The organism is Citrobacter sp. Cm038, assembly GCF_030333105.1.
Taxonomy (GTDB): domain Bacteria; phylum Pseudomonadota; class Gammaproteobacteria; order Enterobacterales; family Enterobacteriaceae; genus Citrobacter; species Citrobacter murliniae.
Map to the genome: position 1 here is coordinate 578,942 of NZ_JAOWGO010000025.1, position 25,849 is coordinate 604,790.

General features: G+C 53.2%; 25 protein-coding genes. 11 read left to right on the top strand and 14 right to left on the bottom strand.

Features of this window, described 5'->3' with window-relative positions; all coding sequences use genetic code 11:
• The first annotated feature begins 1 nt into the window (after position 1).
• On the top strand, positions 2-277 hold the full coding sequence (locus tag OGY01_RS22240) for a YeaC family protein (RefSeq protein WP_045441989.1): 276 nt from the start codon (positions 2-4) through the stop codon (positions 275-277).
• A 43-nt stretch (positions 278-320) separates the two neighbouring features.
• Here the strand turns inward: OGY01_RS22240 and yajD are convergent, their stop codons facing one another.
• The 5 genes from yajD to sppA all read right to left on the bottom strand — a co-directional run bounded on the left by yajD (position 321) and on the right by sppA (position 5,832).
• Complete coding sequence (gene yajD, locus OGY01_RS22245) at positions 321-665, bottom strand: HNH nuclease YajD (protein WP_003832478.1); 345 nt, start codon at positions 663-665, stop codon at positions 321-323.
• A gap of 97 nt (positions 666-762) precedes the next feature.
• The gene (gene chiD / locus OGY01_RS22250; RefSeq protein WP_286493720.1) at positions 763-2,016 is read right to left on the bottom strand and encodes a chitinase ChiD; all 1,254 of its coding nucleotides are present in this window, start codon (positions 2,014-2,016) and stop codon (positions 763-765) included.
• A 232-nt stretch (positions 2,017-2,248) separates the two neighbouring features.
• Positions 2,249-2,887: a bifunctional nicotinamidase/pyrazinamidase gene (gene pncA / locus OGY01_RS22255; RefSeq protein ID WP_370637081.1), complete on the bottom strand. Its 639-nt coding sequence runs from the start codon at positions 2,885-2,887 to the stop codon at positions 2,249-2,251.
• A 14-nt stretch (positions 2,888-2,901) separates the two neighbouring features.
• Positions 2,902-3,918, bottom strand: coding sequence for an asparaginase (gene ansA, locus OGY01_RS22260; RefSeq protein WP_048221612.1), 1,017 nt, complete (start codon positions 3,916-3,918; stop codon positions 2,902-2,904).
• A gap of 57 nt (positions 3,919-3,975) precedes the next feature.
• Entirely contained in the window at positions 3,976-5,832 is a 1,857-nt protein-coding gene (gene sppA, locus OGY01_RS22265; RefSeq protein WP_286493721.1) for a signal peptide peptidase SppA, read from the bottom strand.
• Positions 5,833-6,007: 175 nt separating this feature from the next.
• Here sppA and OGY01_RS22270 point away from each other — a divergent pair, with 175 nt between their 5' ends.
• The 3 genes from OGY01_RS22270 (at position 6,008) to topB (ending at position 9,673) form a co-directional block, all read left to right on the top strand.
• Positions 6,008-6,559, top strand: a complete 552-nt coding sequence (locus OGY01_RS22270) for an NAD(P)H nitroreductase (protein ID WP_048221610.1) — start codon at positions 6,008-6,010, stop codon at positions 6,557-6,559.
• Between the two features lie 116 nt (positions 6,560-6,675).
• Positions 6,676-7,719, top strand: coding sequence for a selenide, water dikinase SelD (gene selD / locus OGY01_RS22275; protein WP_045442004.1), 1,044 nt, complete (start codon positions 6,676-6,678; stop codon positions 7,717-7,719).
• A 4-nt stretch (positions 7,720-7,723) separates the two neighbouring features.
• Entirely contained in the window at positions 7,724-9,673 is a 1,950-nt protein-coding gene (topB, locus tag OGY01_RS22280) for a DNA topoisomerase III (RefSeq protein ID WP_045442006.1), read from the top strand.
• A gap of 39 nt (positions 9,674-9,712) precedes the next feature.
• On the opposite strand, the gene gdhA is transcribed toward topB, so the two are convergent.
• Positions 9,713-11,056, bottom strand: a complete 1,344-nt coding sequence (gdhA, locus tag OGY01_RS22285; protein ID WP_045442009.1) for an NADP-specific glutamate dehydrogenase — start codon at positions 11,054-11,056, stop codon at positions 9,713-9,715.
• A gap of 237 nt (positions 11,057-11,293) precedes the next feature.
• Here gdhA and OGY01_RS22290 point away from each other — a divergent pair, with 237 nt between their 5' ends.
• Positions 11,294-11,569: a YnjH family protein gene (locus OGY01_RS22290; protein WP_045442011.1), complete on the top strand. Its 276-nt coding sequence runs from the start codon at positions 11,294-11,296 to the stop codon at positions 11,567-11,569.
• On the opposite strand, the gene OGY01_RS22295 is transcribed toward OGY01_RS22290, so the two are convergent.
• Positions 11,529-11,945: a pyrimidine (deoxy)nucleoside triphosphate diphosphatase gene (locus OGY01_RS22295; protein WP_286493804.1), complete on the bottom strand. Its 417-nt coding sequence runs from the start codon at positions 11,943-11,945 to the stop codon at positions 11,529-11,531. The two genes, OGY01_RS22290 and OGY01_RS22295, sit on opposite strands and share 41 nt — an antisense overlap.
• A gap of 76 nt (positions 11,946-12,021) precedes the next feature.
• On the opposite strand from OGY01_RS22295, the gene OGY01_RS22300 reads away from it, so the two are divergent.
• Positions 12,022-12,591 carry a carboxymuconolactone decarboxylase family protein gene (locus tag OGY01_RS22300; protein ID WP_045442014.1) on the top strand — a complete coding sequence of 190 codons (570 nt, stop codon included), beginning with the start codon at positions 12,022-12,024 and terminating at the stop codon, positions 12,589-12,591.
• Positions 12,584-13,207, top strand: coding sequence for a CDP-alcohol phosphatidyltransferase family protein (locus OGY01_RS22305; RefSeq protein ID WP_045442017.1), 624 nt, complete (start codon positions 12,584-12,586; stop codon positions 13,205-13,207). The genes OGY01_RS22300 and OGY01_RS22305 overlap by 8 nt, the downstream gene beginning before the upstream one ends.
• Positions 13,208-13,214: 7 nt before the next feature.
• On the opposite strand, the gene OGY01_RS22310 is transcribed toward OGY01_RS22305, so the two are convergent.
• The 7 genes from OGY01_RS22310 to xthA all read right to left on the bottom strand — a co-directional run bounded on the left by OGY01_RS22310 (position 13,215) and on the right by xthA (position 20,347).
• On the bottom strand, positions 13,215-14,522 hold the full coding sequence (locus tag OGY01_RS22310; protein ID WP_048222712.1) for a sulfurtransferase: 1,308 nt from the start codon (positions 14,520-14,522) through the stop codon (positions 13,215-13,217).
• Between the two features lie 87 nt (positions 14,523-14,609).
• Positions 14,610-15,242 carry an ATP-binding cassette domain-containing protein gene (locus tag OGY01_RS22315; RefSeq protein WP_286493723.1) on the bottom strand — a complete coding sequence of 211 codons (633 nt, stop codon included), beginning with the start codon at positions 15,240-15,242 and terminating at the stop codon, positions 14,610-14,612.
• Positions 15,242-16,777, bottom strand: coding sequence for an ABC transporter permease family protein (locus OGY01_RS22320; protein WP_286493725.1), 1,536 nt, complete (start codon positions 16,775-16,777; stop codon positions 15,242-15,244). Before OGY01_RS22320 ends, OGY01_RS22315 begins: the two co-directional genes overlap by 1 nt.
• Complete coding sequence (locus OGY01_RS22325; protein ID WP_286493727.1) at positions 16,750-17,919, bottom strand: ABC transporter substrate-binding protein; 1,170 nt, start codon at positions 17,917-17,919, stop codon at positions 16,750-16,752. Before OGY01_RS22325 ends, OGY01_RS22320 begins: the two co-directional genes overlap by 28 nt.
• Positions 17,920-17,951: 32 nt before the next feature.
• Positions 17,952-18,659 carry a TVP38/TMEM64 family protein gene (locus OGY01_RS22330; RefSeq protein ID WP_413814480.1) on the bottom strand — a complete coding sequence of 236 codons (708 nt, stop codon included), beginning with the start codon at positions 18,657-18,659 and terminating at the stop codon, positions 17,952-17,954.
• Positions 18,659-19,330, bottom strand: a complete 672-nt coding sequence (locus tag OGY01_RS22335; RefSeq protein WP_286493806.1) for a TVP38/TMEM64 family protein — start codon at positions 19,328-19,330, stop codon at positions 18,659-18,661. The genes OGY01_RS22330 and OGY01_RS22335 overlap by 1 nt, the downstream gene beginning before the upstream one ends.
• Before the next feature lie 210 nt (positions 19,331-19,540).
• Positions 19,541-20,347 carry an exodeoxyribonuclease III gene (gene xthA, locus OGY01_RS22340; protein WP_045442034.1) on the bottom strand — a complete coding sequence of 269 codons (807 nt, stop codon included), beginning with the start codon at positions 20,345-20,347 and terminating at the stop codon, positions 19,541-19,543.
• A 444-nt stretch (positions 20,348-20,791) separates the two neighbouring features.
• Here xthA and astC point away from each other — a divergent pair, with 444 nt between their 5' ends.
• The 4 genes from astC to astB are packed head-to-tail and all read left to right on the top strand — an operon-like array spanning position 20,792 to position 25,846.
• Complete coding sequence (gene astC / locus OGY01_RS22345; RefSeq protein ID WP_286493729.1) at positions 20,792-22,012, top strand: succinylornithine/acetylornithine transaminase; 1,221 nt, start codon at positions 20,792-20,794, stop codon at positions 22,010-22,012.
• Positions 22,009-23,043 carry an arginine N-succinyltransferase gene (gene astA, locus OGY01_RS22350; RefSeq protein ID WP_045442043.1) on the top strand — a complete coding sequence of 345 codons (1,035 nt, stop codon included), beginning with the start codon at positions 22,009-22,011 and terminating at the stop codon, positions 23,041-23,043. The genes astC and astA overlap by 4 nt, the downstream gene beginning before the upstream one ends.
• On the top strand, positions 23,040-24,518 hold the full coding sequence (astD, locus tag OGY01_RS22355) for a succinylglutamate-semialdehyde dehydrogenase (RefSeq protein ID WP_286493730.1): 1,479 nt from the start codon (positions 23,040-23,042) through the stop codon (positions 24,516-24,518). The genes astA and astD overlap by 4 nt, the downstream gene beginning before the upstream one ends.
• Positions 24,515-25,846, top strand: a complete 1,332-nt coding sequence (gene astB, locus OGY01_RS22360; RefSeq protein ID WP_286493731.1) for an N-succinylarginine dihydrolase — start codon at positions 24,515-24,517, stop codon at positions 25,844-25,846. Before astD ends, astB begins: the two co-directional genes overlap by 4 nt.
• The last annotated feature ends 3 nt before the right edge of the window (positions 25,847-25,849 follow it).

The following is a 25,849-nucleotide window of genomic DNA, read 5'->3' on the forward strand; positions in this document are numbered from 1 at the left end:
CATGAATCTTGATGAGATGATCAACAGCATGACGCCGGAAGTGTATCAGCGCTTATCTACTGCCGTTGAGCTGGGAAAATGGCCGGATGGCGTCGCGCTGACGGCAGAACAAAAAGAGAACAGTTTGCAGTTGGTGATGCTATGGCAGGCACGTCACAATGTTGATGCGCAACATATGACTATCGACACGAAGGGTGAGATGGTGATGAAGAGTAAGCAACAGCTGAAAGTTGAGTTTGGTATTACGCCAGAGCCCATTGCGACGTTCAAATCCTGAGTCACAGGCCCGGTAGCACATCACGCCGGGCCTGCTGTATTTGTTATTTCTTGTTCATCATCGCTTTAAGATCGGCAAACGGGTTATATTTCGCCTCGCCAACCGCTTTTTGCGCATCTTCACCCGCAACCACCGTTGAACCATACTGGTCCGCTTCCGTATATTTGGAATGCTCATGATCGTGGCAATACAGGCACAACATCTCCCAGTTGCTACCATCTTCCGGGTTATTGGAGTGATCGTGATCGATATGGTGCACTGTCAATTCACGCAGGTTGGAATAGACAAACTCACGGGAACAGCGTCCGCAAACCCAGGGGAAGAGTTTAAGTGCCTTTTCCCGGTATCCGACTTCCAGACGGGCATAATTTTTAGGGATAAAAGCCATAACGCTTCATGCCTCCTGTAGAAAATAAAAAGCCGCACCAGAGCAGCCTGGTGCAGCGGATTGTGATAATCATAACCTATTGTGCCAGGCGTTGGGATCAGTGTTTAATCCCTAACGACTCGGCCAGCTGCTTCGCTAACTGATTTTTATCATCTGCGCCGTACTCCCAGAACATTGCCCCTCCCAACCCCTTGCTCTTGATATAGTCCGCTTTGATGGCGACCGAACGCGGGTTTTCAAAAGAGAGGGCGAAAAGTGCTTTACCGTTGGCAGACTGTACTGACAACCACGGCACTTTGGCCTCATCATCCCAATGCTGACTAAAGCGCTTTTGTGGATCGTTGATTAACTTAGCCACGATATCGTTGTACTTCACATAGGTATCTTTGCTCAGATCAACCCCCAACGATTTGAACAACTCAATGTGTTGTGGTTCGAAGTAGGGCTGGGTTGCCGGATTTTTCTGGGCATCAGGTTTGCTCCAGTCAATACCAGGTTCGATGGCGCGTTTTGGTACCCGGCCGTAGAAGCCAATCCCGAGATTCATCTGACCTGGTTTTAATCCTGCGGCGAGATAGTTATTGACCACAAAATCGGCGCTGTATTTATCTGCTGCAGCCACCGTTGGCCACTGGGTCGAATCATACAGGTTTGAGTTGAAGTACTGAGTACCGTAAGCCATGTCGTAGGTCATCAGGTTGATATAATCGAGCAACGGGGCAATCGCTTTCACATCTACCCAGCTTTTCGGACTTTCAGCGTTCGCTCCAACGGCGATAGTGACCAGCTTATTATGGCCAAATGTGGCGCGTAGCTCTTTCAGTAACGCGGTAAAGTTATCGCGGTCAGCCGGTTGGCTTTCGACCAGCCCCCATGCGCCGTTGACCGGATATTCCCAGTCGAGATCGATGCCATCCAGGCCATATTTCTCAACAATCGCCTGTGCAGACTGAATAAACACCGTGCGGGATTCCTGCGTAGCCGCCGCGCCAGAAAATCCGCGCGCCCCCCAACCCCCAACAGAAAGCAGAACTTTAAGGTTTGGGTTTTGCTTGCGTAGCACCGGAATTTTTTGCAAATCAGCCTGTACTTTTTCTGACAGCCAAATCTGGTGTAGCTTGCTGGCGTCTTTCAGGGCGTCATTGGTTTCGTCTTTTTCATTGTTGTAGACAAGACCAAACGAATAGTTGAGATGGGTTATCTGGCGGACATCCAGCTTATTGATATCACCGCCAGGGCCGGCAGTAACATCGCCACCGCCGTTAAAGTAGCCGACAGACATCAGAGAGTTTGCGGAAACAACGCTTGCACAAAGCAGGGGTAATGCTGCCAACAAAGACAATAGTTTCATCGGTGTTCCTCTTTGACATTTAAAAAAGCAAACACGCCACGCCAGTGGGTGGCGAAAAAAACAGCTCTTGCAGACTAACAGTTTAAAAAAAGGAAAAATGCGAAGCTGTTCACGCCATGCTGGCGAAGCGGCGAAAGCGATGTGTCGGGTCTCGCGGGGATACCAGAGAAGGCCGAGAGGGGAAGTTAACAGGGGACCTGGTGACGACATAAGTTCCGCCACCAGGCATGGTTTAACGCTGGGTTTCTTCCCAGTCTGTCAGCGTGTACAGCGTTGCACCCGCTGCCGCCATTTCCATAAAAGCATGCGCGCTATCTTGCGGCTGAATGTTCACACCACGACAGCCATCAGTAATGACGTTGACGGTATAGCCAAGATCCAGCGCATCAAGAACAGTAAATTTAACGCAATAATCAGTTGCCAGGCCCATGATGATGAGTTCAGCAATACGATTCTCCAGTAGCCACGCATTCAGCGCAGTTGCCTGTCGACGGCCGTTATCAAAAAACGCGCTGTAGCTGTCGACCAGCGGGTTCTCGCCCTTACAAAAGGTCTTATTAATTGCGAGTTGGTTCAGCAACGGATGCAGGGCTGCACCCTCAGTGTTCTGAACACAGTGATCCGGCCAGAATGTCTGCGGCAGACCGTCAAGTTGTCCCTGACTGTAAGGCGTGACATGATGCTGGCTGGCAAAACTACCGTGATTTGCCGGGTGCCAGTCCAGACTGGCAACTATCACGTCACCACGCGATGTACACCAGTCAATAAGACGATTGGCGACATCCACGGTGCTATCTCCCTCAGGGACGGCGAGAGCACCGCCTGCACAAAAGTCGTTTTGTAAGTCAACCAGCAGTAATGCTCTGGCCATTATCGTTTACTCCTCTATTCGTCCGGCGTGAGCTCACCACGCAGGTTTTGCGTCATCGCCGTGCGAATGGCCTGCGTATCCAGCCCCTGGCTCAGCAAGTAATGCAGCTTGGTGAGCGTTGCTTCAACGGTCATATCCGCGCCACCAATAACCCCGGCATGCGCCAGCGCATTCCCCGTTGCGTAACCGCCCATGTTCACCTTGCCGGACATACACTGGGTGAGGTTAACCACCACAATGCCACGCGAGCTCGCATCTTCAAGCTCTTTCAGGAACTCTTTATTTTGCGGCGCATTGCCCACACCGTAGGAGCGAAGAATTAATGCTTTTACCGGCTGGCGCAGGAAATTGCGCACCACGTCAGCGGAAATGCCAGGGTAAATAGTGACGACGCCAATCGGCTGCGGGGTGATAGGGTGAACAATCAGTTCGCCTGCCCCGTGTGGCGCTGGTGGCGTTCCCAGGCGGCGGATATGGATCCCGGCTTCCAGCAACGGGGCAAGGTTTGGTGAGGCGAAGGCGTCAAAACCGTCGGCATGGGCTTTGGTTGTACGGTTACCGCGAAACAGTCGATTGTTGAAAAACAGGGTAACTTCGTTGATGGGGTAATTCGCTGCGACGTATAGCGCATTCAGCAAATTGATTTGTCCGTCAGAACGAAGCTCTGCCAGCGGTATTTGTGACCCTGTCACAATTACCGGTTTACCCAGATTCTCCAGCATAAAAGAGAGCGCTGAGGCAGTAAACGCCATGGTGTCGGTGCCATGAAGGATCACAAAACCATCGTAATCGTCGTAGTGCGTTTTAATGTCTTCAGCAATATGCTGCCAGTCTTCTGGCGTCATATCGGATGAATCCATCAGCGGGACGTATTCGTGGATAGTGAAATCAGGCATCTCGGGTCGGTGGAATTCAGGCATCAATGCCAGTTGGCGCTGAAGATGGCCGGAGACCGGAATATAACCTTGTTCTGAGCGCTGCATACCAATAGTACCGCCGGTATAGGCAACGTAAATCGATTTCTTCTGCATGACTTTTTCTTCTGTCTCAAAGAAAAACCCCTCTTCATCCCGAAGAGGGGTCAAGAGTTAGCGAACGTTGGCGCAGGTCAGACAAAACGCATAACGGTTCTGCGGATCGTTAAACGCCGCCAGCTTATCGCCTTCGGCTTTTACCGCACTGGCAGCAGAGGCCAGCGGTGCCGGAAGCATTGCCTGGATGGCTTGTGGCAGCATGGCGCGAACTGAACCCGACATACTGTCCATAACCATATCGACGAATGTCGGTTCGTCCTGATAATACTCAATGTGCCATTGTTTCAGTTTGGCAAGCTCTGCCGCTTTTGTCACCGCATCGTCAAAGTCGCCCAGACTGTCCACCAGACCGTTAGCTTTCGCATCCTGACCGGTCCAGACGTGGCCCTGAGCAATCTTATCAATCTGCTCTGGCGTAGTCTTACGTGCATCCGCAACCAGCGTGATAAAGCGCTTATAGCCATTCTCAATGCTCAGTTGCATCATCTGCTGGACTTCTGGCGGTAACGCTTTGGTGATAGAAATATCAGCCAGCGGCGAGGTTGAAACGCCATCAGTATGGATGCCAATGGAATCCAGGCTGTTTTCAACGGTGTTGATAACGCCAAAAATACCGATTGAACCAGTCAGAGTACTGGGGTTCGCCACAATGTAGCTTGCCGGTGTGGAGATCCAGTAACCCCCTGAAGCCGCCATACCGCCCATAGAAACGACCACCGGTTTACCCGCAGCCTTAGCTGCAGCCAGTTCAGAGCGAATCACTTCAGAGGCGCTGACGCTACCGCCAGGACTGTTAACGCGCAGAACAATCGCTTTCACTTTTGGATCGAGGCGTGCTTCACGGATCTGTGCGGCAGTGGTGTCGCCGCCTACGTTCCCTGGTGTTTCTTCCCCGTCCATAATTGCGCCATTGGCGAAGACCACGCCTATGCTGTCGCCGGTCTCAGCCGGGGTTTTCAGCGAGTAATCGTAATAGCTGACGGCGCGGTAATTTTTGTCCGCTTTGCTCCAGCCAAACTGTTTAGTCAGCAGTTTTTCGACTTCGGCGCTGGAGGCGAGGGCGTCGACAAGTTTGTTATCGAGGGCATACTTCGCGGTATCGCCATCCACTTTCGTCAGATCGTCCAGCATCGCCTGCGCGCCCGGGAACACCTGCTGGGCCGGGATCTGGCGATTGGCCGCAACGGTGTCGAGATAGTTTTGCCATAACTCGCCAATCCAGCGGCTGTCGGCTTCACGTGCGGCCGGGGACATATCGTCACGAATAAACGGCTCAACGGCGGATTTATAGGTCCCGACACGGAATACGTGGGTGGAGACTTTCAGCTTATCCAGCAGTGACTTGTAATACAGGCCATTGGTAGCAAAGCCGTGCAAGTCAACCGAACCTTGTGGGGAGAGCCAAATTTTGTTGGCAAAACTGGCGAGGTAATACTGACCCTGGCTGAAGTTATCGCCGATGGCAAAAACGGGTTTCCCGCTGTCGCGGAATTCACGCAGCGCTTTACCGATGTACTGCATGGAAGGCTGATCGGCCCCGGCAAAGTTTTTCAAATCCATTACGATGCCGGTAATGTTGCGGTCATCTTTCGCCTGGCGAATGGTATTCACGATGTCGAACAGAGAGTTTTCCTGTAGACGATCCGAGCTGGCGCCAAACAGCTGGCGACCAATGACGCTTAAGCGACTGGTACTTGAGGGCTTGTCGACAATCACCCCTGAGATATCGAGCAGCAATGCGCCACGTCCGGCCTGTTCGCTGGTATTAGTGCTACTGACCTGCATCCAGATACCGACGCCAACCAGCACCAGAAAGATAAAGAACAGGTTAAGCACAAATTCACGGACGAAATTCAGTAATCGCCACGTCCATTTAAAAAATCCGGCAATGAATCGCCACAGGGTTCGCATGTATTCTCCCTACAGATTAACAACACGCCTCCCCGTTAGATGGGAGAAAGGCGTTAAGATGTGGCTATCGTAATGACCCGACAGGCACTTGTCAGCAGGAATCACCGCCTGTGCTGTAACAAAATCCACTCACGTGTTAATTTTGTGAACAAATTTCATTGTTGGAGTTAAGCAAATGGATGCACTCGAATTACTTTTAACTCGTCGTAGCGCTTCTCGCCTTGTCGAACCGGCCCCGACGGGGGAGCAGTTACAAAACATTCTGCGGGCGGGGATGCGTGCGCCTGACCACAAATCTTTGCAGCCATGGCGTTTTTTTGTGATAGAAGGCGATGGTCGCGAGCGTTTTAGCGTTGCGCTGGAAAAAGGTGCGATTGCCGCACAGGGTGACGAAAAAGCGGTAGAAAAAGCGCGTAGCGCGCCGTTTCGTGCACCGCTAATTATTGCAGTAGTGGCAAAATGCGAAGAAAACGGCAAGGTTCCTCTCTGGGAGCAGGAAATGTCAGCCGGTTGTGCGGTAATGGCTATGCAGATGGCGGCGATTGCACAAGGCTTTGGCGGGATCTGGCGTAGCGGTGCGTTAACGGAAAGCGCGGAAGTGCGTGAGGCTTTTGACTGTCGACCACAGGATAAAATTGTTGGTTTCCTCTATCTGGGTACACCGCAGCTAAAAGCTTCCACCTCGATTAGCCTTGCCGATCCGACCTCATTCGTCCGTTATTTCTGATATCAACGGCAAAACTGTCTGGATTATGAGCAAAGACACCCTAATTCAGACAGTCACTCTTACCACATCATGGAATGAGCGCTACCATATCCGGATTGCAATGACAGGAGATGTCCATGAGCGAGCAAGCTATTCGTTTAACGCAATACAGCCACGGAGCCGGTTGCGGTTGTAAAATTTCCCCCAAAGTGCTGGAAACCATCCTGCACAGTGAGCAGGCGAAGTTCGTCGATCCGAACTTACTCGTGGGTAATGAAACCCGCGATGATGCAGCAGTGTACGATCTGGGAAATGGCACCAGCGTTATCAGTACCACCGATTTCTTTATGCCGATTGTCGATAATCCGTTTGATTTTGGCCGTATCGCTGCGACCAACGCTATCAGCGATATCTTCGCGATGGGCGGCAAACCGATTATGGCAATCGCTATTCTGGGCTGGCCTCTCGATAAGCTGGCACCGGAAATTGCCCGTGAAGTCACCGAAGGCGGACGCTTCGCCTGTCGTCAGGCGGGTATTGCCCTGGCGGGCGGTCACTCTATTGATGCTCCGGAGCCGATTTTTGGTCTTGCGGTTACAGGCGTCGTTCCTACCGAACGCGTGAAGAAAAACAGCACCGCCGAGGCGGGATGCAAACTGTTCCTCACCAAGCCTTTGGGAATTGGTGTGCTGACTACCGCAGAGAAAAAATCGCTGCTCAAGCCTGAACATATTGGGCTGGCAACGGAAGTGATGTGTCGCATGAACGTCGCGGGTGCAGCGTTTGCGGATATTGAGGGCGTGAAAGCCATGACCGACGTGACCGGTTTTGGTCTGCTGGGACATCTGAGTGAGATGTGTCAGGGCGCGGGTATCCAGGCGCAGATCGTTTATCAGGACATTCCAAAGCTCCCTGGCGTTGAAGAATACATTGCGCAGGGCGCAGTACCGGGTGGTACGCAACGTAATTATGCCAGCTATGGGCATCTGATGGGCGAAATGCCGAAGTCGGTACGTGACCTGTTGTGCGATCCGCAAACTTCGGGTGGTTTGTTGCTGGCGGTAACGCCGGAGGCCGAAGCCGAAGTCAAGGCGGCGGCTGCGCAGTTCGGTATTGAACTCACTGCGATTGGTGAACTGGTGGAAGCTCGTGGCGGTCGCGCCATGGTTGAGATCCGTTAACTTGATGCGGTTGTTTATTGCCGAAAAACCGAGTCTGGCTCGCGCGATTGCAGATGTGCTACCTAAACCGCATCGCAAAGGTGATGGTTTTATTGAATGCGGAAATGGGCAAGTGGTGACCTGGTGCATCGGTCATCTGCTTGAACAGGCGCAGCCAGATGCCTATGACAGTCGCTATGCTCGCTGGAGTCTGGTCGACTTGCCGATTGTCCCGGAAAAGTGGCAGCTACAGCCGCGTCCCTCGGTGACCAAACAGCTCAACGTGATTAAGCGCTTTTTACATGAAGCAAGTGAAGTTATTCACGCGGGAGACCCCGATCGTGAAGGGCAACTGCTGGTGGATGAAGTGCTTGATTACCTGCAACTCGCCCCAGAGAAACGTCAGCAGGTACAACGTTGCCTGATCAACGATCTTAACCCACAGGCGGTAGAGCGGGCGATTTCCCGCCTGCGCGCTAACAGTGAGTTTATCCCGCTATGCGTGTCGGCGCTGGCGCGTGCGCGTGCGGACTGGCTGTATGGCATCAATATGACGCGAGCCTACACCATTCTTGGGCGTAACGCGGGCTATCAGGGGGTGCTCTCCGTTGGTCGCGTACAAACACCGGTTCTCGGACTGGTGGTTCGCCGTGATGAAGAGATTGAAAACTTCGTCGCAAAAGATTTCTTTGAAGTGAAAGCACATATCGTGACGCCTGCCGATGAGCGGTTCACCGCTATCTGGCAACCCAGCGAAGCGTGTGAGCCGTATCAGGATGAAGAAGGACGTTTGCTTCACCGCACGCTGGCAGAACACGTGGTAAATCGTATCAACGGCCAGCCTGCAATTGTCACCAGCTATAACGATAAACGGGAATCAGAATCCGCACCGTTGCCGTTTTCGTTATCGGCGTTGCAGATTGAAGCGGCTAAACGCTTCGGTTTAAGTGCGCAAAATGTGCTGGATATCTGCCAGAAACTGTACGAAACCCACAAGCTGATTACCTATCCACGTTCCGATAGCCGCTATCTGCCGGAAGAGCACTTTGCCGGACGTCATGCGGTAATGAACGCTATCAGCGTTCATGCGCCGGATTTGTTACCGCAGCCAGCGGTCAACCCCGATACGCGTAATCGCTGCTGGGACGATAAAAAGGTGGATGCGCACCACGCCATTATTCCCACAGCGCGCAGTTCATCCATCAATCTGAATGACAACGAAGCGAAGGTGTATAACCTGATTGCGCGTCAGTATCTGATGCAGTTCTGCGCAGATGCAGTATTCCGTAAGTGCGTCATTGAACTGGACATCGCGAAAGGGAAATTTGTTGCCAAAGCGCGTTTCCTCGCCGAAGCAGGATGGCGTACGTTGCTCGGCAACAAAGAACGCGATGAAGACAACGATGGCACGCCGCTGCCGGTAGTGGCAAAAGATGATGAGTTGCTGTGCGAAAAAGGCGAAGTCGTTGAACGCCAAACCCAGCCGCCGCGCCACTTTACCGATGCTACGTTGCTGTCGGCGATGACCGGGATTGCGCGGTTTGTGCAGGATAAAGATCTGAAAAAGATCCTTCGTGCAACCGACGGTTTAGGAACGGAAGCCACGCGCGCTGGGATTATTGAACTGCTGTTTAAGCGCGGATTTTTGGTGAAAAAGGGCCGTTATATACACTCAACGGACGCCGGAAAAGCGCTGTTCCATTCGCTTCCTGAAATGGCGACGCGCCCGGATATGACTGCGCACTGGGAGTCGATTCTGACACAAATCAGTGAAAAACAGTGTCGTTATCAGGATTTTATGCAGCCGCTGGTAGGGACGTTGTATCAGCTTATCGATCAGGCTAAACGTACGCCGGTGCGCCAGTTCCGCGGGATTACCGCTCCGGGTGGTGGTGAGAAGAAAAAGAGTGCGCCGCGCAAACGCTCGGCGAAAAAAAGCCCGCCATCAGTTGAGGCGGGCGGAGATACTGCGTAAGCCTGATGAGCTCAGCATCATCAGGCAGAAGGGGCAAGATCAGATAACACCCTGACCCAACATCGCGTCGGCAACTTTCACAAAGCCCGCGATGTTGGCACCGCGCACGTAGTTGGTTTGTTTGCTCTCGCCACCGTACTCGACGCAGGCATGGTGAATATCCAGCATGATGTGGTGCAGGCGCGCATCAACTTTCTCTGCTTTCCAGCCAAGACGCGCAGCGTTCTGAGCCATTTCCAGACCTGACGTCGCCACACCGCCAGCGTTGGCCGCTTTACCCGGTGCAAATAATACGCCCGATTCGAGGAACAGATCGGTTGCTTCGATTGTGGTCGGCATATTTGCGCCTTCAGCGACGGCTTTCACACCGTTAGCGATCAGCACGCGAGCGGCGTCGACATCAAGTTCGTTCTGTGTGGCGCACGGCAGAGCGATATCTACCGGCACAGACCACGGCTGCTTGCCTTCCAGATAAGTCAGACCAAATTCACGGGCGTAATCCGCCACGCGTCCGTCACGACTGTCTTTGATCGCGCACAGACGTGCCAGTTTTTCTTTGGTGAAGCCGCTTTCATCTACCACGGTGCCGCTGGAGTCAGAGGCAGTAACCACTCGAGCCCCGAACTCCATCGCTTTTTCAATGGCGAATTGCGCCACGTTACCGGAACCCGAGACGGCGACACGCATGCCTTCAAAACCCAGGCCATGACGTTTAAGCATGGCTTCGGTAAAGTACACCAGACCGTAACCGGTCGCTTCCGGGCGGATCAGGCTGCCGCCAAAGGAGAGACCTTTACCGGTAAAGACGCAGGCGCTGTTGTTGGACAGTTTTTTCATCATCCCGGCCATAAAGCCAACTTCACGACCGCCTACGCCTATATCGCCCGCAGGCACGTCGGTATCTGGCCCTAAGTGGCGGAACAGCTCGGTCATCAGTGCCTGGCAAAAACGCATCACTTCGCCTTCACTTTTGCCTTTTGGATCGAAATCGCTCCCGCCTTTACCACCGCCCATCGGCAGCGTGGTGAGGGCGTTTTTAAAGGTCTGCTCGAAGCCGAGGAATTTCAGGATCGACAGGTTTACCGACGGATGGAAACGCATGCCGCCTTTGTAAGGACCAATTGCAGAACTAAACTGCACGCGCCACGCACGGTTTACCTGTACCTGATTCCGATCGTCCAGCCAGACTACGCGGAACTGAATCACGCGCTCAGGCTCAACCAGACGTTCCAGCAATGACATTTGACGATAGCGCGGGTTTTGTTCAAGAAATGGCCACAGCGTGGTCATTACTTCACGAACGGCTTGCGCGAACTCCGTTTGATTCGGGTCGCGCTTTTGTACATGGTTGAGAAATGACTCCAGAGAACGTGTCTGATCCATAGATATAAAAACCTCTTATGTATTGATATGGTTATATTTTTGATATTTGTGTTAAGTGTTTTGCAGTTTTTGACTATACCATCAGCCATGTGACGAAACGCAAGAAAAAATTAACCCCGCTAAGGAAATTAATATTGCGGCGTGGGTCATAACCAAAAACGATGATGGAAGGGACTAAAGTTTCTGCCGGTATCTACCGTTATACTGAGCATTGATGTCAGTTTAAAAGGAAAGAGTATGCGCCGTCTTATTATGGCTGGAGTGCTGGTGATGTTATCCAGCGCGACACTGGCAAATCAGTTATATCGTCCGGATGTGCAAGTGAATGTTCCGCCAGAGGTGTTTAGCTCCAGCGGACAACGTGCACAACCCTGTAATCAGTGCTGTATTTATCAGGATCAGAATTACTCAGAAGGGGCGGTGATAAAAGCCGATGGTGTACTGTTACAGTGTCAGCGCGACGAGAAAACCATCAGCACGAATCCGCTTGTCTGGCGTCGCGTAAAAGGATAAACGCCTCCAACAACGGAATGTCAGCAGGCGCCAGCGGATAACGCAGCGCGTCCTCTGGCGTACACCAGACCAAATCCTGATGCTCATGAGCCTTCAGTTCGCCCTGATAAGCCGGAACATGCCAGGCATGCAGATGTATCAACCGGCCTGATACTTGGCGCTGATGGCTGGCAACGTATTGCCCAATGACTGCCTCGATACCCAGCTCCTCCCGCAGTTCACGAATCAGCGCCTGCGGTTGGCTTTCTCCTGGCTCAACCTTACCGCCGGCAAACTCCCACATTCCTGATTGGTCGGCATGCTCCGGGCGTTGAGCGAGTAAAATATTGCAATCATGTTCAATAATAGCGGCGACAACGTCGAGGGTTTTCATCATATTCATCAAGATTCAACATCAGAAGATGACATACTATCGCTATCTTTGTTTTATCTGAAGTATTCAGGAGTCACCGTTGAACGATCCTCAGTCGTGGGTAAAGCCGTTAACGCGTATCCCTTCCAGTTTAAAACCGCTTGTGGCCACACAGAAAAAACACTATGGCGATGTATTACATCCCACGCGATGGTGGGGGCGGGTGCCGTTTCTGTTCTGGTTGGTAGCGTTGTTTGTCGGATTTCTGGAGCGAAAACGCTCGCGATTAACGCCGGTGATGCGGGCGCTATTGATGACACGGGTTTCTCAGGCGTGCCACTGCGCTTTTTGCATTGATGCCAACAGTTTACGTCTCGCCGAACGTTGTGGCGCCCTGGATAAAGTGTTGCAGGTCGCAGACTGGCAAGCGTCAACGCTGTTCAGCGAAGAAGAGCGTGTGGCACTGGCCTATGCGGATGCGGTTACCGCCACGCCGCCACAGATTGATGATGGACTGAAGGCGCAAATGAAGCAGTATTTTACCGACGACACGATTACCGAAATGACTGCGCTAATCGCCTTTCAAAATCTCTCGGCGCGCTTCAATGCCGCGCTGGATATACCCTCACAAGGATTATGCGACAATTTGAAAGGACACCCGCATGCTTGACCGTCATCTTCACCCGCGATTAAAACCACTTCTGCACCAGTGCGTACGGGTTATTGATACACCCGCTATCACGCCGGATGGCCTGACGCTGGTCGGTTTCGCTATTGGCGTGCTGGCTTTGCCATTTCTGGCATCAGGCTGGTATCTGGCCGCGCTGGTGGCCATTGTGCTCAATCGTCTGTTTGATGGTCTGGATGGGGCGCTGGCGCGTCGCAGAGGATTAACCGATGCGGGGGGATTCCTCGACATTGCGCTCGACTTCCTGTTTTACGCCTTAGTACCGTTTGGCTTTATTCTGGCGGCACCGGAGCAAAATGCGCTGGCGGGTGGCTGGTTGCTATTTGCTTTTATTGGCACCGGCAGCAGTTTCCTGGCCTTTGCGGCACTGGCAGCGAAACACCAGATTGATAACCCTGGCTATGCACATAAATCATTTTATTATCTGGGTGGACTGACCGAAGGCACTGAGACAATTATGTTGTTTGTTCTGGGCTGCCTTTTCCCTGGATATTTTGCAGTGATGGCCTGGGTGTTTGGCGCGCTGTGCTGGATGACAACCTTTACGCGGATCTGGAGTGGCTACCTGACGCTGAAGTCACTTCAGCGTCAGGGCTAGCGAGAGGTTACTGACTGCTTTCCGGGCCGCGTTCACCGCTGGCGACCGGGTTTTTCGGATGGCTGCTCCACTCGTACCAGCCGCCGTCATAGACGGAGACGTTTTTCCAGCCCATCGCGCGGGCATACATAAACGTCTCAGAGGCGCGCCAGCCGGTGCCGCAATAGAAAGAGACCTGCTGATCCGGCAGGATATTCCACTGCTTCCACATTGCGGCGATGTCATCCGCGCTACGCATGGTGCCGTCCGGGTTATGGAAATCTTCCATATGCGTGGAGTCGCTCCCTGCGTGGCCCCAACGAGCGCCTGCAATCTCACCTTTTGGCTTAATGTAGCTGTATCCGCTGGTGGTGCCGACAAACTCTGGCCACGAGCGGATGCTGACCAGCGACGCGTCCTGGCGGTGCAGCAGGCCACGCGCCTGTTCCATATCCAGCATCAGCTGCGGTTGGGCAGGGATCGTTACGCCGAAATTCGGTTCTGGTTTCACCGTTGGCGCAGTACCGCGTTCAACCGGTAATCCTGCATCGGACCAGGTTTGCCAGCCACCGTCGAGCAGGCGAACGTCTTTTACACCCGCGTACAGCATGATTTGTGCGACACGTGCTGCGGCGTAAACATCGCGGCCATACAGAATGACCGTTGTGTCGTGGCGAATTCCATGTTTTGCCAGCATCGCTTTTAGCTGAGCGTCCGAGACTTTATTCCACAGCGGTTCGCTTTCGACTTCGTTAGTATCAATGTATCCGGCTCCCGGGATGTGGCTGAGCAGATAGAGTTTCGGCGCCCCCCAGGCGGCCTCGATCACTTTCCAGTCGCCAGCCGGTTTAGCTGTGACCTCTTTACCCTGTTGAAGGTCGTGCAGCCACTGCGGATAGACCAGTTGTTCGAAGTGCGGCAGGCGTTGCAGGCGAGCTGGATCCTGCAGCGCATCGCTGAGCGTTGAAATATGGCTAAAGCCGGCCTTTTGCAGGCGATTTTTGACGGCCTGCATATCAGTGTCGTTGCCATAGAGTGCAACCGGGGCATCGGTTTTTAACTGATGTTGATGAACCCAGGCGGAGAGTTGCTCATCATTCATCTTGTCGAGCCATGCGGCAGACAGATTCAGGGCGGAAGGTTCATGTCCAGAAGGGCCATTAAGCGATTGCGGCCAGCCGTTATAATAAGCGCTCTGACGGGTATCGATTGCCGCGCCTTGTTTTTGCTGTAACTGGTTGAAGGTGAGCGTCTGCGCGGTTTCAGCAGCCCAGGAAGAAGCGCAAGCCAGCCCTAAAGCCAGTGCCAGCGCGGTCATTTGAGAAACACGTTTCATCGAATAGCCCGACGTTGAAAAAAGAAGACGACATTCTGTGCCGCCAGTTAAGTAAAATCCTTGCGTTAACGCAGCATATCGCCACATTCACGTCCACTGCACCATCTGCAAAACAGAACCCCCAGGCGGCACGTCCTGCGCGTCATGGGTAACCTGTACCACGGGAATACCCTGCTGATGAACTTCGTTAAACACCCACTGACGAAATGTGTCGCGAAGCGACGTATCCAGGCGACTGAACGGTTCGTCCAGTAGTAGCGCCTGTGGCTGTGCTAGCAGCGCGCGCAGCAGCGCGATACGCGAGCGCTGTCCCCCGGACAATGACGCCGGATCGCGGTGAAAAAAACCGGCCAAATCTGCACGTTTAAGAGCGTGTTCAACTTCATCGCGTCTGGCGGAGCCTTTCAGGGAAGCCGGTAATGCCAGCATTAAATTTTGCCCAACGCTGAAGTGGTCGAACAGCAGTGCATCCTGGAACAGGATGCCAATCTGACGTTGTGCTGTGGGCAGTGAATCAATGCGTTTATCGTTGAGCCACAGTTCGCCAGACGCCTGAAGTTGAGGCGAAAGGGCTCCAACCATCCATGAAAACAGCGACGACTTGCCGCTGCCCGATGGGCCCATAATAGTGACAATGTCACCTTTCTTAACCTGGAAATTGACTGCTTTTAGCAGCACGTTCGCACCCTGACATAGTGAAACGTTTTTCACGATAAGCATTAACGGAGTCCTTGTCGTAAGCGGCCAATCCACGCAGAGATTAATGCCGCCAGTGCGAAAACCAACAGAGGCAACAGAAGCTGCCATAACGCCTGTGTTGCAAGCATAGCGGTGCTACCGCCGCTGCTCAATGCCACAGCTTCGGAAGTGAGCGTGGGAAAACGCCCGGCGCCTAACCACAGGGTGGGCATGTACTGGGCGATGCTGACGGAGAATCCTACTGATAAGGCAATCAGCGCCGGGCGCAATAACAGCGGGCATTTTACCTGCAAGAAGATGCGGCCCTGCGTCCAGCCAAGAGTTTGGGCGATCAAAATCAGTCGTGGATCAATACGCTGCCACGCCGGTTTGAGCACAAACAGCATCCATGGCGTTACCCACAGCAGATGCCCCCAGATAACCGTCAGGAACAGACCATCCAGCTCCGCGTGTAGAGCCAGCGTATATTGCCCGGTGACCAGGGGTAGCGCAGGCAGGATAATCGGCAGCCACACCCAATTATTCCCACTTTGTGGTCCCCATTCCAGCCATAAGAAAAGTGTTATTAATGCCAGTACACTGGAGATTAATCCCATCTGCAGGCTGGTCAATAGTGTCTCAGGAACCACCGAAGAGAAGTCTGCAACCCATACCAGAATCCCTGCACATAACACACCGCTAACGGGTAGTAGTTGTGCCAGTGAGCGCCCGGATGAACAGGAGGACAAACGTTGACGTACTCCGCTTATCGCCGGGATTGCTCGTTGCCAGCATCGCCAGAAAAGAAAACCGATCAGTGCGAAAATGGCCAGTAACAGCACCAGCAGAAAACTGGCAAGCGCACCTTTCGTCTGCTGGTCGCTGTCTCCCTGACTGAGCCATTGCCAGCTCAATACAGCAAGCGTCGGCGGATTGCCAGGACCGAGGATTATCGCCACATCAACGACGGACAACGACCAGGCAACTACGGCCAGCATAACTTTACCTAATGCCGGGGCGATGGAGGGCAATACCAGCCAGTTCAGGCATTGCAGTCGGCTATAGCCCAGTGAGTCCAGGACGATAACCTGCTGCGAGAGCTGTTTTTCGCTCAACAGAGCGGAGAGGATCCATAATACAAAGGCGCTCTCTTTAACCGCCAGCGCAATGCCAAGGCCAATTCCGTAGCGGTCGGTCTGCGGGGTAAGAAAGGGCAGTGCGCGATAGAACATACCGCCCTCAGCAAATAGTAACAGGACGCTGGTGGCAAATGCCACGTGTGGAATGGCCAGCAACCAGGGGAGTCGGGTACACAGACGAGCCCAGCCCGCGCCGGGCCACAATGCGAGGAGCGCCATCAGTGCAATGACCAGCGCAACAGTGGCTGCCAGGGTAACGGAAACCAGCGTCGCCAGTAGTGCCTGCGGTAACTGTGGATCGGCAAAAAGCACCAGCCAGTTGAGGCTGGTAAGCGCAGGTGTGATGAGATCGAAAGCAGCGGGCACTAGCGGCAAATAGATTGCCGCCATGATGCCCCATATCAACAGGATTAATGCGTACCGTAACGGCGTAGCCATTCTTGTTCCAGTGCGTTTACCCAGGCTGCATGGGGTTCAGGAAGTACAGCGGGCAGGCCTTTTGGGGTCCGTGCCAGTAGCGCTTCACGCTGCTCAGCGGGTAGTTTTTGCGGGTCAAGCACCGAAGGATCGCCCCAGTAAGTGGGATCGGCCTTACGCAGTTGCGCTTCGGGAGAGAGCAGGAAATTAGCGACGACTTGCGCCCCGGCTCTGGCCCGTGCGTTAGCCGGAATAGTGACAAAATGCACATTGCCAATCATCCCTTGTGAAAAGCCAAAACTGTAGCTGTTTTGAGGCAATTCACCGCTGGCCACTTTTTGCTGGGCGTGCGCGGGATTAAAGGTCAACGACAAACGCAGCGCTCCGCTATTCAATAGTGCATCCATGCGCGCAGGAGTGGGAGGAAAGTCTTTACCTTCACGCCATAACATGGGATGTAATGTATCAAGATACTGCCACAATGGGGCGGTAACGTCGGCAAACGTCGCAGGTTCGGGCGCAATTTTCAGCGCTTGTGGCTGAGTGGTGAGCATAATTAACAACTGTTCGAGAAATGCTGTACCGGTAAAATCAGGGGGACGCGGATAGGTCACCGTACCGGGATAGGCTTTAGCAAACTCCAGTAATGCCTGCGGGGTTTGTGGTGGTTGTTTGCTAACATCGCGATTGGCGATAAAGGTTAACTGCGCGCCGCCCCACGGCGATTCAGCCCCGTCAGTCGGGATGGAGAAATCTTCGCTCACAGGCTTCAGGGTATCAACGTAGCGCCAGTTGGGCAGCGTTTGCGCCCAGTACGTTTGTAGCAGATTAGCCTCTTTTAGCGTACGGAAATTTTCGCCGTTAACCCACAGCAAATCGACTGAGCCGCCGGTTTTACGCCCGGAAGCGGCTTCCGTTTGAATGCGTTTAACGGCATCGGCTGCATCTGCCAGACGTACGATTTTCAGGTTAATAGCATAATGTGTTTTCATCTCACCGCTAACCCAGTCGAGATACTGGTTAACCGCGTTATCGCCTCCCCAGGCGTTAAACCAAACCGTTTGCCCTCGGGCTTCGTTTTTGATCTGCTGCCAGTTCGCATCCTGCGCAAAAGTTGCCAGGGGGAAGAGCAGTAAACCAAGGCACAATAAGCAGTAACGCATAATATTTCCTTGATAATGAGTGAATGCAGGCTTCAGGACTGTTTCCTCTGCCGCTCAAGATAGAGGCTTCGCGCGACCGGGATAACCACGGTCAGCGCAAAAAGCACAAACAGCCCGGTAACAAACCAAAATGCGCCTCCGGTTAACAGGCTCCCGGCCCATGAATAGACGATGGTAGCGGGCAACTGACCAATGCCGGTGGCGAGGAAAAAGTGGCGAAAGCGGATCGATGTCAGGCCCGCGGCATAGCTTATCGGGTCAAAAGGGACGAAAGGGAGGAGGCGGCACACGAGAATAGTATGTTTGCCGTAACGCTCAAAAAAGGCATCCATATTTTTCAGCACCGTTTTTCCGGTCAATTTTTCCACCGCACTACGGCCTAAAATACGGGCAATAAAAAAGCATAACGTCGCACCCGCCATGGCACTGGTCCAGGACAGTACGCCTCCCCAGAATGCGCCGAACAGTGATGCGTTCGCAAATGTGATCAGGAAGGCCGGAAGCGGGGCGATAATTGCCTGCAAGATCATCAAAAAGAAGGAAACTACTGCTGCCTGAGTACCCCAGGAACGAATGAAATTCTCAAGCGCATGCTGATCAACCGTGGCAAATGCCGCCAGGCTTTGTCGGAGAAAGTCGCTTACGGCAGGTATCCATACCCACGCCATCAGCGCCAACAGCAGCAGTATAATCAGCCCGATCCGGCAAAACTTTATGAGGTGCGCTTTATTTCGCTTCATCATTTACCTGTTTGCTCACGATGGGCAGAGGGATCGACACGTTTACACCGGGCCCAGGCTTTTGCCGCCTGTACCAGGGCGAATAATGCAATGCCTGCCCCACTGAGTTTAATGATAAATGCCAGGGTGATGCCTTCCTGGGCAAGCTCGTGCGACATCAGGGTATAGATAAAGATACCGGGCAAGGTGGTAACTGCTGAAGTAAAAGTAAACGACCAGAAAGAGATTGCGGTCAACCCGTAAGCATAATTTTGAATATTATATGGAAATAGCGGAACGAGCCGGGTGAGGATCAAAAAGTCAATCCCACTATGGGCAATGCCTTTTTCGATTGCCTGAAAGGTGGTGGTATGACCGGCATATTTCAGCAGCAGATCGCGGCCAAGCCAGCGGGCCAGTAGAAACGACAACGCCGAGGCTACGGTGGCCGCTACCAGGGAAATAAGGGTGCCAACCAGTGGGCCAAAGAGGATCCCGCCGACGATCACCAGAATACTGCCGGGGATCAGACATAGCGCCGCCACGATAAAAAGCAGGATATATAACGTGTAGCCAAAGATACCGCTCTGACGGATGGCGTCTTGTAGATGATGGAAATTAGTTATCAGGTCAGTCAGACCGTAATAATGGACAGCTCCCGTCAGAGCGCAGAATAATGCGGCGACAATCAGTAGCCTGTATTCTGCCTTATGCGAACTTCTTTTTCATAGGGGCACTCCTGTAAACCATGTGCGATGACGCGTTTTCGCAAGCGAAAAGTGGGCGGAAGATATAATAAATTCCCGGACGTAACAATGTATTACCGTTATTTTATTGATTTTGCTCAGGATATATCCGCTCTCCAGAGCGGCGATGCTCTGGAGAAAAGGCGATGGTATGGATTACACGCGGAATTTTGCCCACACCGGTGCGTGGTCGGATGGTTTTTCCATGCTGCGGATCTCATAGTCGATCCCGGTTTCTTCGCAGCGCTCTGCCAGCGGAGTGCTTGCCAGCAGCAGGTCGATACGCAGGCCACGGTTGTCGTCGAAGCCTTTTGAACGGTAATCAAACCACGAATACTGGTCGTTTGTTTCCGGATGAGCATGACGGAAGGTGTCCACCAACCCCCAACCCAGCAGGCGCTCCATCCATTCACGCTCTTCCGGCAGGAAAGAGCATTTTCCGGTACGCAGCCAGCGCTTGCGGTTCTCTTCACCGATGCCGATATCAAGATCGGTTGGGCTGATATTCATGTCTCCCATGATCAGCACTGGATTGTCGCGCTTCAGTTCGGTATCCAGATAGTTTTGCAGGTTCTGATAGAACGCTGCTTTGGCCGGGAATTTGGTTTCATGGTCACGGCTTTCACCCTGAGGGAAATAGCCGTTGATGACGGTGATGTTACCCAGAGATGAAGGAATTTCCGCCATGATAATACGGCGCTGGGCTTCTTCGTCATCGTTCGGGAAGCCACGACGTACAGACACCGGGGTTTCTTTCGTCAGTAACGCAACGCCGTAATGTCCTTTCTGACCGTGATAGAAAACGTTGTAACCCAGCTTTGCTACCTCTTCGAGAGGGAACATATCATCATGAACTTTTGTCTCCTGCAGGCCAATAACATCGGGTTGGTGTTTTTCGACAATAGCTGCCAGTTGATGAGGACGGGCGCGCAGGCCGTTGATATTAAAAGAGACAAATTTCATAGTCGCTGCCACTTTGCAAGGTGAATAGTGCAAGGATGGTAGCAGAATTTCTGCTGGCTGACTGCCACTTGTCACCTGATTCCAACAATGACTGCTAAAGGTGTTAACGATGGGGCAAAAACTGCACTGTTTTGGCGCGGAGTGCGTCAGAATAGAGCAATAATTTCCGATAAATTTCGTATATGATCACAATTCCAGAATTATATTTGGCAACTGAATAATATTTCGCTTTTTCCTCTGTTTAGTCGCCCAGTGCGCAAACATATTCACTTTATATGCACGTACAGTGAATATCGCTGGGTTGTAACCTGTTGATATTCCGTTCCCTCACTCCGTTTATGCATTTTTTTCGCTGGCTGGCACGAACCCTGCAATCTACATTTACAGCGCAAACACTATATTATTTAACATATAAATAACTTTTTATTTACCGTTGAGGTCGCTATGTCTCTGTCAGTTACGCGTGAAAATTTTGATGAATGGATGATGCCCGTATACGCTCCGGCGCCTTTTATTCCGGTTCGTGGTGAAGGCTCGCGTCTGTGGGATCAGCAGGGTAAAGAGTATATCGATTTCGCGGGAGGCATTGCGGTTAATGCGCTGGGGCACGCACATCCGGCGTTACGTGAAGCATTAAACGATCAGGCGAGTAAATTCTGGCATACCGGAAATGGCTATACCAACGAGCCGGTACTGCGGTTGGCGAAACAACTGATTGATGCAACTTTTGCCGAGCGCGTTTTCTTTTGTAACTCTGGTGCGGAAGCTAACGAGGCCGCACTAAAACTGGCGCGTAAATATGCTCACGATCGTTTCGGTAGCCAGAAAAGTGGCATCGTGGCCTTTAAAAATGCCTTCCACGGTCGCACGCTGTTTACCGTAAGCGCCGGGGGGCAGCCAGCCTATTCGCAGGATTTTGCACCGTTGCCGCCGGATATCCGCCATGCCGTGTATAACGATCTGGATTCTGCCAGCCAGTTGATTAATGACGCAACTTGCGCGGTTATCGTGGAACCAGTCCAGGGCGAGGGTGGCGTGATACCGGCAACGAAAGCATTTTTACAGGGGCTGCGTGAATTATGCGATCGACACAATGCGCTGCTTATTTTCGATGAAGTGCAGACCGGAGTCGGCCGTACTGGCGAGCTGTATGCCTATATGCATTACGGCGTGACGCCGGATCTGCTGACGACGGCCAAAGCGTTGGGCGGTGGTTTTCCTGTTGGCGCGTTATTGACGACTGAGCAATGCGCCAGTGTGATGACGGTGGGCACACACGGTACCACTTACGGCGGAAATCCGCTGGCCTCTGCGGTGGCCGGGAAAGTGCTGGAAATTGTTAACACGCAGGAAGTATTGAATGGCGTCAAACAGCGTCACGACTGGTTTGTGGAGCGTATCAACGCCATTAACGAACGTTTTGGATTATTTAGTGAAATTCGTGGACTTGGCCTGTTAATCGGCTGCGTACTGAATGAAGAGTTTGCCGGGAAAGCCAAACTGATCTCGCAAGAAGCCGCCTGTGCAGGGGTGATGGTGCTGATTGCTGGTGGGAACGTAGTGCGTTTTGCGCCAGCGTTGAACGTCAGCGAAGAAGAAGTTGCCACCGGACTGGATCGCTTTGCACTGGCCTGTGAACGCATTACAGCAGGAGGTTCATCATGATGGTGATCCGTCCCATTGAACGCGCAGATATTACGGCGTTAATGCAACTTGCCAGTAAGACCGGCGGCGGATTGACGTCGCTTCCGGCGAATGAAGCCACTCTTATGGCGAGAATTGAACGTTCGCTGCAAACCTGGCAGGGCAAGTTGCCGAAAAGCGAGCAGGGGTATGTTTTTGTGCTCGAAGACAGCGCCACAGGTACGGTAGCAGGAATTTGCGCAATCGAAGTGGCGGTTGGACTTAATGATCCCTGGTATAACTATCGGGTGGGTACCCTGGTGCATGCCTCGAAAGAGCTGAACGTTTATAACGCGCTGCCGACGCTGTTTCTCAGTAACGATCATACGGGAAGCAGTGAGCTGTGTACCCTGTTCCTCGATCCGGACTGGCGAAAAGAAGGCAACGGCTATTTACTGTCGAAATCGCGTTTTATGTTTATGGCCGCCTTCCGTGACCGGTTTAACGAAAAAGTAGTGGCAGAAATGCGCGGAGTGATCGATGAACACGGTTACTCCCCGTTCTGGCAAAGCCTTGGGAAGCGCTTTTTCTCAATGGAGTTCAGCAGGGCTGATTTTCTGTGTGGAACAGGGCAAAAAGCATTTATTGCTGAATTGATGCCCAAGCATCCTATTTATACCCATTTCTTGTCGGACGAAGCGCAAAGCGTGATTGGCGAAGTGCATCCGCAAACCGCACCTGCCCGCGCGGTGCTGGAGAAGGAAGGGTTTCGCTATCGTAACTATATTGACATTTTCGACGGTGGGCCGACGCTGGAATGCGATATCGACCGGGTTCGGGCGATTCGCAAAAGCAGGTTGGTGGAGGTTGTTGAAGGACAACCGGCACCAGGCGAATATCCGGCCTGTCTGGTTGCCAATGAAAACTATCACAACTTCCGCGTCATGCTGGTTCGCGCCGATCCGCATACTCAGCGCCTGGTGTTAACGGCGGCGCAGTTGGATGCCCTGAAGTGCCACGCGGGCGACAAGGTCCGTTTAGTTCGTCTTTGTGCAGAGGAGAAAACAGCATGACATTATGGATAAATGGCGATTGGGTAACGGGTCTGGGTGAACGTCGGGTGAAAACCAATCCGGTGAGTGGCGATACCCTGTGGCAAGGAAATGATGCTGATGCCTCGCAGGTGGCCCAGGCATGTCATGCAGCGCGTGCAGCTTTCCCTGGTTGGGCAAAACAGCCTTTTGCCGCACGTCAGGCGGTTGTGGAGAAATTCGCCGCCTTGCTGGAGAGCAATAAAACAGAACTCACAGCGATTATTGCACAGGAAACCAGCAAACCACGCTGGGAGGCCGCGACAGAATTGACGGCGATGATCAATAAAATCGCTATCTCCGTAAAAGCCTATCATGTACGTACCGGTGAGCAACATAATGAGTTGCCAGATGGTGCTGCGACGTTGCGTCACCGTCCCCACGGCGTGCTGGCGGTTTTTGGTCCGTATAACTTCCCCGGTCATTTGCCCAACGGTCATATTGTTCCGGCTCTGCTGGCGGGTAATACACTGATTTTCAAACCCAGTGAACTGACCCCGTGGACCGGTGAGGCAGTAGTAAAATTGTGGGAGCAGGCAGGATTACCGCCAGGCGTGCTGAATCTGGTGCAGGGCGGGCGCGAAACGGGGCAGGCGTTGAGTGCGCTGGAAGACCTTGACGGCCTGCTGTTTACCGGTAGCGCCAATACGGGCTATCAGTTGCATCGCCAGTTATCCGGGCAGCCGGAAAAAATCCTCGCGCTGGAGATGGGGGGCAACAACCCGCTGATTATTGAAAATCCGGAAGATATTGATGCGGCAGTGCATCTGACTATTCAGTCGGCGTTTGTCACCGCCGGGCAACGTTGCACCTGCGCTCGTCGGCTGCTGGTAAAAAAAGGGGCGCAGGGGGATGCATTCCTGGCGCGCCTGGTTGAAGTCAGTCAGCGTCTGGTTCCGGGAAACTGGGATGACGAGCCGCAACCCTTTATCGGCGGGCTTATTTCCCAACAAGCGGCACAGCACGTATATGATGCCTGGCAACGTCTTGAAGCCCTTGGCGGTCGCACTTTGCTGGCTCCACGGCGAGTGCAAGTGGGTACCTCCCTGCTGGCACCGGGGATAATCGAACTGACCGATGTGGCAAACGTGCCGGATGAGGAAGTCTTCGGTCCGCTGCTCGGCGTGTGGCGTTACGACAACTTCGACGACGCCATTCATCTGGCCAACAATACCCGATTTGGTCTGTCGTGTGGGCTGGTGTCGCCGGATCGCGTTCAGTTTGATCAGCTCCTGTTGGAAGCGCGGGCCGGAATTGTCAACTGGAATAAACCCTTGACCGGTGCGGCAAGCACTGCGCCATTTGGTGGGGTAGGCGCATCCGGGAACCATCGCGCCAGTGCCTGGTATGCCGCAGATTATTGCGCCTGGCCGATGGCAAGTCTGGAGTCACCGCTATTAACGCTGCCTGCAGCCCTTAGTCCGGGACTGGATTTTTCACGCGAGGGTAAAATATGAAAGCGCGTGAGGTCAATTTCGACGGGCTGGTAGGGCTGACGCATCACTATGCTGGGTTGTCATTTGGCAATGAGGCTTCGACGCAACACCGTTTTCAGGTGTCGAATCCCCGTCTGGCGGCAAAGCAGGGTCTGTTAAAGATGAAAGCGCTGGCGGATGCGGGATTTCCTCAGGCGGTGATCCCTCCCCATGAACGTCCGTTTATTCCGGCGCTGCGCCAGCTTGGGTTCAGCGGCAGCGACGAGCAGGTGCTGGAAAAGGTGGCGCGCCAGGCGCCTCACTGGCTCTCCAGCGTCAGCTCCGCATCGCCAATGTGGGTGGCGAATGCGGCAACGGTTTGTCCTTCTGCTGATTCGCTGGATGGGAAAGTGCATCTGACGGTTGCCAACCTGAATAATAAATTCCACCGTTCGCTGGAAGCACCGACCACTGAATCGCTGTTGCGGGCGATTTTCCGCGATGAGAAAACCTTTGCGGTTCACGGTGCGCTGCCGCAGGTCGCGTTGCTGGGCGATGAAGGGGCGGCGAACCATAACCGTCTCGGTGGTGACTACGGCGGGCCTGGTGTACAGCTGTTTGTTTATGGCCGCGAAGAGGGAAATGCAACGCAACCGAAGCGCTATCCGGCGCGGCAATCCCGCGAGGCCAGCGAAGCCGTGGCGCGGTTGAATCAGGTTAACCCGCATCAGCTAATTTTTGCCCAACAAAACCCGGATGTCATCGATCTCGGAGTCTTCCATAACGATGTTATTGCGGTGTCGAATCGTCAGGTGTTGTTTTGCCATGAGCTGGCGTTTGCCAGACAGCAAGCGTTATTGAGTCAGCTACGTACACAGGTGGCTGGATTTACTGCGCTGGAAGTGCCCTCAGCGGAAGTTTCAGTGCAGGATGCGGTAGCGACATACCTGTTTAACAGCCAGTTGTTGAGTTGTGATGATGGCTCGATGATGCTGATTTTACCGCAGGAGTGCCGGGAACATGCTGGCGTATGGCGTTATCTGCACCATGTGCTGGAAGGTGATAACCCGATCAACGATCTGCGGGTATTTGATCTGCGGGAAAGTATGTCTAACGGCGGTGGTCCTGCTTGTCTGCGCTTACGGGTAGTATTAACCCCACAAGAGCTACAAGCTGTTAATCCGGCGGTTATCATGAATGATACGTTATTCAATACGTTGAATAACTGGGTCGACCGTTACTACCGGGATCGTCTGACCGCCGCTGATCTCGCCGACCCGCAACTGCTGCGTGAAGGCCGCGAAGCGCTGGATTCGCTGACACAATTACTGAACCTCGGTTCTGTTTACCCCTTCCAGCAGGAGCTGTGAGTT